General features: G+C 44.5%; 13 protein-coding genes. 11 read left to right on the top strand and 2 right to left on the bottom strand.

The genetic code is table 11. The features are described 5' to 3' along the window. Window positions 1-5 precede the first annotated feature (5 nt). The gene (locus DOE51_RS19165; RefSeq protein ID WP_168196351.1) at window positions 6-878 is read left to right on the top strand and encodes a glycine-rich domain-containing protein; all 873 of its coding nucleotides are present in this window, start codon (window positions 6-8) and stop codon (window positions 876-878) included. A gap of 11 nt (window positions 879-889) precedes the next feature. Here the strand turns inward: DOE51_RS19165 and DOE51_RS08595 are convergent, their stop codons facing one another. Next, window positions 890-1408, bottom strand: a complete 519-nt coding sequence (locus tag DOE51_RS08595) for a hypothetical protein (protein ID WP_142696122.1) — start codon at window positions 1406-1408, stop codon at window positions 890-892. Window positions 1409-1443: 35 nt separating this feature from the next. Here DOE51_RS08595 and DOE51_RS08590 point away from each other — a divergent pair, with 35 nt between their 5' ends. From DOE51_RS08590 to DOE51_RS08575, 4 genes are read left to right on the top strand one after another with little or no spacing between them, the layout of a single operon-like run. After that, a complete protein-coding gene (locus DOE51_RS08590; protein ID WP_142696121.1) occupies window positions 1444-2370 on the top strand; it encodes an HD-GYP domain-containing protein in 927 nt (308 codons plus the stop codon). Between the two features lie 42 nt (window positions 2371-2412). Continuing rightward, entirely contained in the window at window positions 2413-2958 is a 546-nt protein-coding gene (locus DOE51_RS08585) for a hypothetical protein (protein WP_142696120.1), read from the top strand. Window positions 2959-2998: 40 nt separating this feature from the next. Further along, on the top strand, window positions 2999-3904 hold the full coding sequence (locus DOE51_RS08580) for a TIGR02285 family protein (protein ID WP_142696119.1): 906 nt from the start codon (window positions 2999-3001) through the stop codon (window positions 3902-3904). Between the two features lie 43 nt (window positions 3905-3947). Next, window positions 3948-5318: a chloride channel protein gene (locus DOE51_RS08575; protein WP_142696118.1), complete on the top strand. Its 1371-nt coding sequence runs from the start codon at window positions 3948-3950 to the stop codon at window positions 5316-5318. Here the strand turns inward: DOE51_RS08575 and DOE51_RS08570 are convergent. Beyond that, window positions 5290-6135 (bottom strand): hypothetical protein, encoded by an 846-nt coding sequence (locus DOE51_RS08570; RefSeq protein ID WP_142696117.1) that lies wholly within the window; start codon window positions 6133-6135, stop codon window positions 5290-5292. The genes DOE51_RS08575 and DOE51_RS08570 overlap by 29 nt on opposite strands. 301 nt (window positions 6136-6436) lie before the next feature. Between DOE51_RS08570 and DOE51_RS08565 the strand changes: the two genes are divergently transcribed. From DOE51_RS08565 to htpG, 6 genes are all read left to right on the top strand, one after another. Further along, window positions 6437-7030, top strand: a complete 594-nt coding sequence (locus tag DOE51_RS08565; RefSeq protein WP_142696116.1) for a hypothetical protein — start codon at window positions 6437-6439, stop codon at window positions 7028-7030. Then, entirely contained in the window at window positions 7030-7983 is a 954-nt protein-coding gene (locus DOE51_RS08560; RefSeq protein ID WP_142696115.1) for a formimidoylglutamase, read from the top strand. The genes DOE51_RS08565 and DOE51_RS08560 overlap by 1 nt, the downstream gene beginning before the upstream one ends. A gap of 3 nt (window positions 7984-7986) precedes the next feature. Continuing rightward, complete coding sequence (locus DOE51_RS08555) at window positions 7987-9012, top strand: low specificity L-threonine aldolase (protein WP_142696114.1); 1026 nt, start codon at window positions 7987-7989, stop codon at window positions 9010-9012. Continuing rightward, complete coding sequence (locus tag DOE51_RS08550) at window positions 9009-10088, top strand: tryptophan 2,3-dioxygenase family protein (RefSeq protein ID WP_142696113.1); 1080 nt, start codon at window positions 9009-9011, stop codon at window positions 10086-10088. Before DOE51_RS08555 ends, DOE51_RS08550 begins: the two co-directional genes overlap by 4 nt. Window positions 10089-10192: 104 nt before the next feature. Next, on the top strand, window positions 10193-10948 hold the full coding sequence (locus DOE51_RS08545; RefSeq protein WP_142696112.1) for a TIGR02285 family protein: 756 nt from the start codon (window positions 10193-10195) through the stop codon (window positions 10946-10948). A 109-nt stretch (window positions 10949-11057) separates the two neighbouring features. Then, on the top strand, window positions 11058-12935 hold the full coding sequence (gene htpG / locus DOE51_RS08540; RefSeq protein WP_142696111.1) for a molecular chaperone HtpG: 1878 nt from the start codon (window positions 11058-11060) through the stop codon (window positions 12933-12935). The last annotated feature ends 121 nt before the right edge of the window (window positions 12936-13056 follow it).

Raw genomic sequence — 13056 nt, 5'->3', positions numbered from 1 at the left:
TTGCTATGATGAGCAATAATCAAAGCGCTGCCGTGTGCACAACGGTGCAGACTTATTATAACACCGCGGGCTCTGGCACATTTACAGTTCCGAATACGTGGACCGCCGCGAATAATTCTAAAAATTGGATTTTACTTATCGGCGCCGGTGGTGGGGGTTCAACAACTGACACCAATTTTGGTAAATACGGTGGCAGTGGCGGTGGTGGCGGCGCGATGGTGAAAATCACCAACGCGACATTAACTGCGAATCAAGTTCTTTCTTACACAGTCGGCGCTGGTGGCGCTGGAGCTTCTTCAAAAGATACAGGTATTGCGGGAACCGCAGGAGGAGCGACTTCCATTACTATTGGCGGCACAACTTACATCGCTGGTGGTGGTGGCGGCGGTGGCACTTCAGCAAGTAGTGTCGGCACGGTGGGTGTTGGTGGGACTCCTACTCCGGCAACTTCATCGGGCAATGTTCTTGTGTACTCTGGTGGTAACGGTTCAATCGGTGTCACGGCATCAGGCTCTGGTGGTGGCGGAGGCGGTGGTGGTGCTGCGGGACCTAAAGGCGCCGGAGTCTCTGCAGTCGCCCCTGCAAATGGCGCTAAAGGTGGCAATGGTGGTAACGGCGGCGGCGGATTCGGTGGCGTTGGAGCCACGGGTTCTCAAGCTTTGGGTACTCCTCCTTCAACTCCTGCGATAGCATCAGATATTTCCACGTCCCCTACTCTAGGATCTGGTGGCGGCGGTGGTGGTGGCTATGAAGGTAAAAATGGTGGTACTGCTGGCAGCTACGGAGGTGGCGGCGGCGGCGCGGGTTCTTTGCCTGGCGGAAGCACAGCCGCAACTGCGGGTTCAGGCGCAGTTGGTCTTGTCGTGATTTGTTATTAATCTGTATAAAATTAAAGGCCGAGCTTTTTTAAAAGATCGTCGATTTCTGATTGAGCCATTTTCTTGCTCTCAGTCTGTCCTGTGCCGACACTCATAGAATATTCGTCACTGAATTGTTGAGACACCCAACGCAATCTTTCGATAAAAGCTTCAGGAATTGTTTGACGCAATTTTGCTGCAGGATCGTGAATGTGTTGTAGCAGAACTTCAAGCGTTTCCGTAGCATCTAACAACAACGCCACACAGACGTCGAAAAAACCTTCATTGTTTTTGATTTGTGACGCCTTATAACCGACAGCTTTACACAAAGCCGCATAGTCAGAAATCATATGAAGTGCGTGATCCCCATCTGCCATGAGCGCTAAATTTTTTGCGCCCCCCATAATGCGGTCCACGTTGTTTCCATAGTCAGCCAATTCATGAACACGAGAAAAATCACCTTCAATACTTTCGAGAAGGTCAATCAACTCTTCAATCAAGGTCTTTGACTCGCTTACAAAATCTTCTACAATCTCTTTATCAATCGACATTAAGTCAACGATAGCAACCGAAGGAATGGCAGGCAATGGATTATGTTTCTATTCGCGTGAGTACTCTACGCGGAGATCAGAAGATCGACTTTAACGCCTATATCAAGATCAATGAGAAAATGATCCTCTACCTTCGTCGTGGGGACAGTTTTGAAGGCGATCGTCTGCAACGCTTGAAAGAGAAAAAACTCAAGAAGATGTTCATCCTGACAGACGAAGAAGTGAGTTATCGCAACTACCTTCAAAAAAACATCGAGATCGCTTACGACAACAACTCAAACAAAGACATCGGCACTCGTGCCGAGATCATTCAAGGCGCGCAACAAAGCAATGCTGAAGAAGTATTTGAGAATCCAGAAAACGTCGAATCGTATAACTACGCCAAAGACGCCGCAGGGAAGTATGTTAATTTCATTATGAGCAATGCTCAGGCATTAAACACTGTAATGAATTTAGAAAATACCGATAAGAATATTGCCCATCACGGTGTGACTGTTTCTACCCTCGCGATTGCGCTTGCGCAAAAACTAGGAATGAACGATCCAAAGAAAACGCAGCTTCTGACTCTGGGAGCTTTGTTACACGATTACGGTCACTACAATACGAATATCAACTTGGTGCAACCACTTGATAAAATGGCTGGCGAAGATCTTGTAAACTGGAAACGCCATCCCCAAGCTGGTGCTGAAAAAGTTCAAGACAAAAAGCACTTTGACCAAGCTGTTATCAATATCATCGCACAACATGAAGAAACTTCGAACGGCACAGGCCCCTTGGGTCTTCGCGAAAAAGACACCGACCCGCTTGCAGTGATCGTTTCTTCAGCAAATGCGATGGATCGTCTGATCACATTCGAAGGCGTGCCGAAAGCAGAAGCTGCGAAAAAGCTTATGATCGAACACGTGGGCAAACATCCTTTACAACATCTTCAATTTTTAAACGACATCATCAGGGGCCTCTAAAAAGAGGCTCTTCTTTTTTCTGGATCTTCCGATAAGAAATCCATGCACGGATTTCAATTTCTTCTTTTGAACCCTCGGTCCCTTCCTCACAGTCATGTCGAGCTGTTCAACCGTGTTTACAATCTTTATCTTCAACAAAAATCACCAGCAACACAGTGGCCCGGCGATCAGGTGAGTGTTTTACTTTACGGCGATAAAATTCTTGGCTTCCAAGTCTTTGAGTATTTGGATTTGCGCTTAAAACACGTCTGGAATCAATCGTTGCACGATCTGGCACCGATTGACCTAGCCGATCTTCGCCAAAGCCATGCGCATCTTTTAATGCGTGTTAAAACTTATTCTGGTGAAAGTATCGCGCAAACAGAACTTCAAGGTTTACATAGCTCTGAAATATTGAACGCCCTTGCATTACGTTTGATGGACGATTCAAAAGCAGATCTGGCTTATCTTTCTGAATCCTTTGAGCAAACTCAACTGCATGCGAAAGACCGCCACCGTCAGTTTAAGAATTTTGCTTTAAATTCTTGGGTCGATCAGCTTTGGCCCTTGTCAGACTACAAGCCAGCAAAACTACATAGTGTGCAATAAGGCTAAGCCCCGTTAAAATGAAGTCAATTGCGGAGACTTCATGTTGGCTTCACTCTTCTCGTTTATTTTTTCTGTGTCATTCCTCTTCAGTTCAAGTTTTGCTGAAGCCGCTTCTACAAAAGAACGCATCATTTGGTACAAACCTAATTGGCCACCCTACTTTGAAACTTCGGGACCACGAGCTGGCCAAGGCTATATCGACAAACTGCTGGATTATCTGCAAAGTCAAATGCCGGATACGCAGTTTGAATCGTTGTATTACTCCCTCAATTCCCTCGCGCAAATGCGCAAACAAAGTCCCTACACTTGCAATGTCTCGCATCTGCGCACCCCGGAGCGCGAAAAGTATGCTTACTTCACGGCGTTTTATATTCAACCACCACCTCAATTAGTGTTCCGCACAGAAGACTTTAAAAACAAAATGTTTGAAGCCAAAGTCGTATCGCTTGCGCGTTTGCTTGATCAAAAAGATTTGCGCGCGGGTTTATCGGCGGACAGATCTTACGGTTCAACACTTGATGCGATTATTAAAACACATAAAAACAAATCAAATGTCGAAACGTTGCAGGGCATTCCTGATTCCTCCAGCACTTTGAATATGCTGTCGGCAAAACGCTTCGATTATGCGATCGAATACGAAGAAGTCGCCCGCTATCTGCAAAGCAATAAACTTGTTATCGGCAACTTTTCATTTGCTGAAATCGAAGAACAACGAGGCTTAGTTGTTGTGCATATCGCGTGCAGTAAAACAGACTGGGGTTTAAAAACCATTTCGCGCCTGGATTCAATACTGCGCAGGATATCAGGGACACCTAAATATAAAGAGCTGATGGAGTCCTGGCATTCCGAGGCTTTATTAAAGAGCTATCGCAAAGAATTTGATGAATTCTATCAACGTCGCTCTTCAGAAACATGGACCAACGCACCTTCTCTTCACAAAGATTAATTAAGATTTGCATTTTGAAATAAGAGGCGTATTTCTTTAAGAGATGCTTATTTCTTCTTTACGCTCTAAAGCTCAATATCTTTTAAAGAAAGTTGAATACGAAGAGTCACTTCGTGTCGTGCCTTATCTGATTGCCAGTCTTGTGGCTGCAGGTACGGCCATTATCTATTCCAAACTGTTCTTTCAAGTCGAGGAAGCGGCGTCATGGATTTTGCGCGAAACCCACTGGAGCGTTTCGTTACTGGCCACCCTAGCAACGGTGTTTTTAAGCTGGTTTATTCCGCATAAGATCGCAGCACAAGCCGGGGGCAGCGGTATTCCGCAGATGTTAATCGCAAATGAACTTGATCCCTCTAAAGACAAGATGATCATTCGCAAATTGATCGGCATTCGTGTGATCTTAGTTAAAATCATTGCGTCTTTGGTGTGTGTCTTAGGTGGTGGTGCTGTCGGTCAAGAAGGTCCTACACTACAAATCGCGTCGGGCATCTTTTATCGCATTGGCGAAAAATCAACGAAATGGATTCGCCAAACGACGTTGCGCACTTTCATTCTTGCCGGTGGTGCTTCAGGTCTTGCTGCCGCTTTCAACACACCCCTGGGTGGTATCGCTTATGCTCTTGAAGAGTTAAGCAAAGATAGTTTTAACAACTTTAAAACATACGTTCTGTGGTCGATCATCACAACCGGCATTATCGTGCAAACTTTTTCAGGCGGTTATCTCTATTTCGGATTCCCGCACCTGGAAAGTGTTGTGTTCCAAACTTATCTTTTTGTTGTCGTCATTGGCATTCTTGCTGGCGCCATGGGATCGTATTTTGGTTCGGCCCTTTATGAAATTTCAAAATTCAGAAAACGTTTAAAGGGAATAAAAAAACTGATCGCTCTGAATCTTGCGTGTGGTTTGTTGTTCTGGCTGGGAATTTATTTTGTAAGCGCAACGGGAGTTGGCGGTGGCAAGGTCCTGATCATGGATCTGTTATTTAAAAACAACTGGGCCACACCGTTTGATATGCTAGTGCGTATTGCAGGGCCTCTATTAATGTCACTTGCTGGAGTTGCCGGCGGTTTATTCGCGCCATCATTAGCGGTCGGTGCAACGATGGGCTCTTTGCTTTCGGAGTTCTTCTGGACTCATAATCACCATCTTTTGATTATGGCTGGTATGATCGCCTTCCTAACCGGTTTCATGCGCACGCCATTCACTGCATTTATTTTAATTTTTGAAATGACAGATCGTCACTCGGCGCTGTTCCCAATGATGATTGCAGCGACTGTGGCCATGTGGGTTTCAAGTCTGCTGCAAAAACATTCGTTCTATGATCGCGTTAAAGAAGATTTTCTGCATGAGCATCAGAATAAAGAATCCAGTGCGACAGCTTTAGTTAGTTCTGAAAAAGAATCTCTGAGTTAAGCATGTCTGTTACGACTTCAGCCCATTGTGTTTTATTTAAATTGGGTTGAAGTTCTTCGCTGATGCTCGCCATCTCTACCAACTGTTCCGTTGAAAATTTGCGATCTTCTTGCAGCAAATCTAACAACAAGGCTTGTGCTGCCGTCAGAGGTTTTTCAAGAACTTGTTCCTGTTTTTCAGAATAAACAAAGGCGTACATGCCTTTCATTTTTCCTAAGATCGAATTGTTCTCAAGCAGCGGAACAATTTGCAAAGACGGATTCACCGTCAAGATGCCTTTTTCCAAATTCGTGTGCAGATCAAAAGGTTGAACTTCCAACCACGCTTGCACCCACTCCCAATAAGCAAGATCAACAAGTTCTTTTTGTTGCGGAAAACGCTGACGAAGATAACCTACGAAATAACGCCAGTGATCTTGCAGCAACCAACTGCTCCATTCCATTTCAGCCAAATAGGAATCACGAACCTTTGCTGCCGCAAGTCCCAGAGTTTGCGCCGTTTTAGGAAACACACGTTGGAAGATTTTTTTCTGTTCGTCTAACAAATTGAATTCGGAAATTTTATCAATGCGCAAAGGTCGCAACCACTGCAGACTGCGAAACAACTCATCATCGTAAATGCTACGTACGCCATCAGGAATAAAAGCTTCGTGAGTTTGCAGAATAATTTGCTTCGCGCCCTGCAAAGCTTCGATTTGTTTGCGGCGCTTAGCGCCCACACCGATGACATCCAAATCACGAAGCGTTACCGTTTCACCCGCTGGGATCTGACCGTTCCAAGGAAACACTAGATAAGACGACTCGTTATTTTTGGACATGTGCTGATAGTTTAAGCGTTTCCTGAATAACCACGCAAGAAATGTCGGCAGGCAATTATCAAATGCAAACGAATCTGTCCTCACTTTATGATTTTAGGCCCCAAATAGTCAGGCCCATTTCCGGCAAATTTTAGTAAATTGTTTCAAATAACAGTTTAAAGTTAAGAGTTTATTAGACTGCGCAACTTCTCTCTGAAAAATGCTGAAAATTGCCCTTTTGTTAAGCAGTTGACTCGCACAGTCAAACTTTAGAGTAGTTTTACTATTGACCGGATTTCGGAGCCATGGAACAAGGTCAGCCATGCGAGTATTACTTTTCGTCCTCACCTCTGTTTTTTCAACATGGGCCGTTGCTGTGCAACCGGTTGCGGGCTTCATTGAAAGAAAAGGCCAAGACATCTATTTGCAAGCGAACGATGATTGCCCAAGCTATCGCATTGAAACAAAATCTACGGATGCCCAAGTTGCTTTAGAAAAACTTTCTCCTGGCGATCACATTACAGCAACTGGAATCTACGACAAAGACACATGCCAAGCTTCTATCGAAAGCGTTGATTACGTTGGTTTGAAACGCATGCTGGGTACATGGATCAGCCGCCAAGGTGTGATCTCTGTTCACGACTTCAAGACATTAAGCTTCTATCCTGGTTCAAACACAGATCTTAAGGCGTCTCGTAATAGCGATGACTTCCAAACTGTAAAACCAGTTGATTACAAATACAGCGTAACTCCTTCTGATGGTAAAGAGTGGGTGCTTTTCTTGTCTGATCTTGAAAGCACAACATTCGCAACAATCCAATTCAGCAAAGAGATCGCCATCATGAAGATCTACGATACTGACAACGGCAATGTGACTAAAACATTGATCCTTACTCGTCGAGGCAATCTGAAATAATGAACTGGCTACATCCTACCGACAAGAATCTTCTTTTTACTAAAAACGACAAAGAAGATCCTCGTCTAGGTGAATGCGTACAGCTTATCGCCGAGACGGCCCTAGAAAGCATCTCTTCTTCAACTGACATCGCAATCCTTGGCTACCCTGATGACGAAGGCATCGCTTTGAATGGCGGTCGCGTTGGTGCTCACTTAGCTCCTAAAGAGATTCGCACTTTCCTTTACAAGATGACCCCGCACCCTTTAGCGACTCGCATGCCTGCGATTGCTGACTTGGGTGATTTGCACACGTCACAACCGTTGGCCGCTCGCCATGAAAAAGGTCGCGAGATCGTTCACGGTTTAGCGCAAAAAAACATTCGCTGGATTTCGTTTGGTGGCGGTCATGACTACGGCTATTGCGACAGCACAGCTTTTGTGTCGGCATTTCCAAACGATGCGGTGGTGATCAACTTTGATGCCCATATGGATGTTCGCCCTACCGATAAAGGCTTTAATTCAGGAACTCCGTTCTATCGCTTGATGACTGAATTCGCTGGCAAAGTTGATTTCGCGGAAGTCGGAATTCAAAATCAATGCAATAGCAAATTCCACATGAACTGGGCCACTGACAAAGGCGCTTCCATCTTCATGTTGGATGACGTAAATGAAAAAGGTCTGCAAACCGTTCTTGCCTCTTTCCTTAAAGGTAAAGAAAAGAAAAAGATTTTCTTAAGTGTGGATATCGATGCTTTCACCTCCAACGAAGCTCCAGGTTGCAGTCAGTCTTGGACAACGGGATTATTTACTCGCGACTTCTTAGCAAGCTTGCAGTGGATGATTGCGAACTTTGACGTGCGTGGCATGGGCATTTACGAAGTGTCACCGGCGCTCGATCAAGATAAACGCACTAGCAAATTAGCGGCACTTCTTTCGCATAACTTTATCTTTGCGCAACTTAACAAAGGCTAGTCTATGAAACGTGGTTTCGGCAGCGACAATCACGCGGGAGTTCATCCACTAATTCTTGCTTCTTTCGCAGAAGCAAATATTGAACATGCGCCGTCTTATGGAACTGACGATTGGACTGAACAAGCCATCGAAGAATTCCGCAAACACTTCGGTAAAGACGCGCAGGTGTTCTTTGTCTTTAATGGCACGGCAGCGAACGTTACCGCTTTACGCGCACTAACTCGTCCTTATCAATCGGTTTTATGTTCGGACGTTGCCCACATCAACGTAGATGAATGTGGCGCGCCTGAACAAATGGCGGGATGCAAGTTGATCCCTGTACCGTCTACGAACGGCAAACTGTCCGTAGCCGAACTTGAAAAGTATTTCATTCGTCGCGGCGATCAGCACTATTCGCAAGCGCAAGTCTTAAGTATCACGCAACCCACAGAACTTGGTACGACCTATTCTGTTGAAGAGCTCACGGCTCTTATCACATGGGCCAAAGACAAAAAGCTGTTCGTGCATATCGATGGCTCGCGCCTTGCCAATGCGGCTTGTTTCTTAAAGAAAAGCTTTAAAGAAATCACCACCGATCTTGGTGTGGACGTCGTTTCATTTGGCGGTACTAAAAACGGATTGCTGATGGGTGAAGCGGTGATCTTTTTGAATAAAGCCCTGGCCCAGGATTTTAAATACATCCGCAAACAAAGCAGCCAACTTCCCTCGAAGTCGCGCTTCATTGCTTGTCAGTTTATTTCTTACTTTAAAAATGATCTGTGGAAGTCCATCGCAGATAATTCTTTAAAACGCGCTCAAGAACTTTACACTCTTGTCGAAGGCATTCCCGGAGTCAAACTTCGTGAAAAACCGCAAAGCAACGCAGTCTTTGCAACGATTCCTTCGACGTGGGTAAAACCTTTGCGCGAAAAATATTTCTTTTACGTTTGGGACGAAAACACATTCGAATGCCGTTGGATGACTTCGTGGGATACAACCCCTGAAGATATTCAAGGATTCGCACAAGCCATTAAGGAACTTTCAAGATGAAATATCCTCCGGTGCACTACCACAACTATCTAGACATCGATAAAATCTTGCATGCGCAACACCCGAAAAGTGTTGAGTATGGAAAACCTGCTCACGATGAAATGCTTTTTATCGTCGTTCACCAAACTTATGAGTTGTGGTTCAAACAAATTCTTTTTGAATTGGATTCAGTTCTTAAAACTTTCCAACAGCCACAAATTCAAGAAGAAGAAATGGGTCGCGCGAGCGCTCGCTTAGAGCGTATCGTCAGCATCTTGAAGTTAATCATTGGCCAGGTTGACGTTTTAGAAACGATGACTCCCCTTGATTTCTTGGATTTCCGCGACATGCTTTATCCAGCGTCAGGGTTCCAAAGCTACCAATGGCGCTTGATTGAAACAAAGCTAGGTCTGCGCATTGACGACCGCTTGGCTTACAATCAATCTCCCTTCTACAAATCGCTGACTGACGACCAAGCAAAAGAAATGATGGACGTGTTAAATCAAAGTTCGTTGTTTGATGCGGTGGAAAAATGGCTCGAGCGCACTCCGTTCCTGCAAGGTGAAAATTTCAACTTCTGGGATACGTACAAGCAGGCTGTGAATCAGATGTTCCAAGAAGACATCAACACAGTAAAAGCAAACCCACGTTTGCCGGAAGAAGATAAAGAAAAAAACATCAAAGGCCTTGAAGCTTCATTGAAAACTTTCGACGCCTTGTTTGACGAAAAAGCATTCAACGAATTGCGCGCAGGCGGTCACTTCCGTCTTAGCTACAAAGCGATGCATGCGGCGTTGTTGATTCAGCTCTACCGCGATCAACCCATTCTGCAGACGCCATTCAGAATTATTCGTGCATTGCTAGACATCGATGAGACAATGACAACGTGGCGCTATCGCCATGCTTTGATGGCTTATCGTATGTTGGGACAAAAAATTGGTACGGGTGGTTCAAGTGGTCACAAATATCTTGCCGATGCGACTTCGAAGCACAAGATTTTCACAGACTTCTTTAACTTAACGACGTTCTTCATTCCGCGCTCGAAAGTTCCGCAATTGCCTAAAACAATTGCAGACAGAATGAATTTTCATTACTAATACCCCCACGGCGGAGTCTTTTTGACCCTAGACTTCGCGTTAAATTAGTTTTCAAAAACACGAAGCTCTTGGAGGAGTTCGTGTTTTCGAATAAACTAAAATCTATGGAACATTTCAGTACATGGGTCTTCGCACTGACTCTGCTTAGCGGATTCAATGCTCAGGCAAAAGAAGTCATCAATTGGTTCGTGGCAGATATGCCACCTTTCATCTCAACCAACACTGCACACGAAATTATTGATATCCAAGCAGCCAGCGGTCCTATCGCCGATCTTCACAGACAGATTGAAAAATCTCTTCCTGAATACGAACACCGCTACCATTTACAGAGCATTCCCCGCGGCGAAGTTTCTTTAAAAAAGAAAAACCACTATTGCACACTGATTTTGCTGCAAAGCCCACAGCGTGAAGAGTTCGCTTACTTCGGGGCATCCTTCACCAAGACGCCATACAAAATGGGTCTGATCACTTTAAAAAAATATATCGACGCTAAAAACACCGATCTTGAAGCTTATCTTGATAAAAAAGACTTTACCCTGGCGGTGTTAAGCAAACGCTTCTATGGCAATGATGTCGCTCCGATTCTAAAAAAATACAGTGCTCGCACGATCTCTTTGGTGCGTGATGAAGAAAATATGGCTGCGGTATTTAAGCTTCTTGAAAAAAACCGCGTTCAGGGAACTTTGGGTTATAAGTTTGAAATTGAAGACTATCTGACAAAAAATCCTGCGGCAGATATGGGATTTCAGCCGGTCAAACAAATGAACGAAGGGCACTTTGGTCGCGTCTCTTGCGAAAAAACGCCGTGGGGCAAAGTCGCTTTAGACAAAGTCTCAAATGTCATAAAAGCCATCAAATAAGCTCATTTTTTTACTCTTAGCGCCTTGCCAAACTCCATCCAATCCTCATATTTCTAAGGACGCTTGCTGTCAGCAATGAGCGGGCCCGTATTTGTATTGAGGAGTTATTATGGCGAAACAAACCCAAAGTTTTAACGCAGAGATTAAACAGCTATTAGATATCGTTATTCACTCTTTGTATTCACACAAAGAAATCTTTTTAAGAGAGCTCGTTTCCAACGCCTCTGATGCTATCGACAAACTTAAATTCCAATCTTTGACTCACGCGGCTTTGTTGCCTGAAAACTGGCAACCTGAGATCCGTTTGGAACCAGACACTCAAGCACGCACTTTGAAAATCATCGATAACGGTATCGGTATGACTCAAGAAGAAGTCACACAGTTTATCGGAACAATCGCCCGTTCTGGCGCAAAAGCCTTCGTGCAAATGAATGAAGAAATGAAAAACAAACCCGAATTGATTGGTCAATTCGGTGTTGGCTTCTATTCTGCATTTATGGTTGCTGATAAAGTGACTTTGCATACCCAAAAAGCCGGCACCAATGACGGCACAGTGTGGGAATCAAATGGCGATGGCACTTACACGATTGATTCGGTTCCTCGTCCAGGTGGTACCGGCACGACAATCACTTTGCATTTGAAGGCATTTAAAGAAGAAGATGAAGTTCAAGACTTCACTGATACTTGGACATTGAAGTCTTTGGTTAAAAAATATTCTGACTTTATCGCGCATCCAATTAAATTGAAAAACGATAAAGCTGAAGACGAAACAATCAATTCACAAAAAGCGATCTGGTTGAAATCCCCTTCTGAAGTGACGAAAGAAGAACACAAGGAATTCTACCAGCACTTGTCACACGACTGGAACGAACCATTGAAAACCATCCACTACAAAGCGGAAGGTACAATGGAGTTCAACGCGCTTATGTACATCCCTGCTAAAAAGCCGTTCAACTTTAACATGCAGGATTCTGCTTACGGTCTAAGCCTTTACATCAAACGTGTGTTCATCATGGCTGATTGCAAAGAGTTGATTCCAACTTACTTGCGCTTCGTAAAAGGTTTGGTCGACAGCGCCGATCTTTCCTTGAACGTGTCGCGCGAAATCTTACAACAAGACCGTCAAGTCACGCAGATTCGCAAAAATGTGACAAACAAGGTTCTTGCCGCTTTGAAGGATCTTTTGAAAAACGATCGCAGCCAGTATGAAAACTTCTGGACTGAATTCGGCGCCACTTTAAAAGAAGGCATTCCTAGCGATGGCGCGAATAAAGAAAAACTTGAAGAACTGACCTTGTTCCATTCAACGTCTTCAGACAAAATGACGACTCTTGAAGAATACGTGACTCGCATGAAGGAAGGTCAAAAAGACATTTACTTCATCACGGGTGACAACTTGACTCAAGTCAGCCACAGCCCTTACTTGGAAAAATTGAAAGAGAAAAACTACGAAGTTCTTCTGTTGGTTGATCCTGTGGACGAATGGGTTGTGAACTCAATGCCAGAATTCAAAGGCAAAAAATTGCAAAGCATTATGGCGCAAGGTTTAGACCTTGATTCAGAGGCAGAGAAAAAACAAAAAGAAGAAGAGTTAAAGCAAGCTGAATTCACTCTTCGCCCTGTCCTTGATACGATGAAGAAAACTTTGGAAAACGACGTCAAAGACGTTGTTCTTTCAGAGCGTTTGACAAACACACCAGCGTGCTTGGTGTCTGCGTCTCAAGACCCTTCCGCACACATGCAGAAGTTGTTATCGCAAATGGGTCGTGAGTATGGCACCCCAGTGAAACGCATCATGGAGATCAATCCAAAGCATCCAGTGTTTGAAAAGATGTTAAAAGCGACTCCTGAACAACAAACGAAATGGACAGAAATTCTTTTTGCCCAAGCATTGTTGAACGAAGGCTCAAACATCCCTGATCCAGTGAAGTTTTCGCAGCAAATTGCGGAACTGATGGTTCAGGCTGCTGATGCCACAAAACACTAAGCTGTGTCGTAAGAAGACATTTGTTATCTAAATTAAGAGCCGTCTCACCAGACGGCTCTTTTGCGTTCCACCACTGAGACATTTAAATTCGAAGCCTTCACGCATTCGTTTTTATGGACTC

Origin of the sequence: Bdellovibrio sp. NC01 (assembly GCF_006874625.1) — a bacterium.
Taxonomy (GTDB): Bacteria; Bdellovibrionota; Bdellovibrionia; order Bdellovibrionales; family Bdellovibrionaceae; genus Bdellovibrio.
This window is presented reverse-complemented; position numbering and strand designations above follow the sequence as displayed.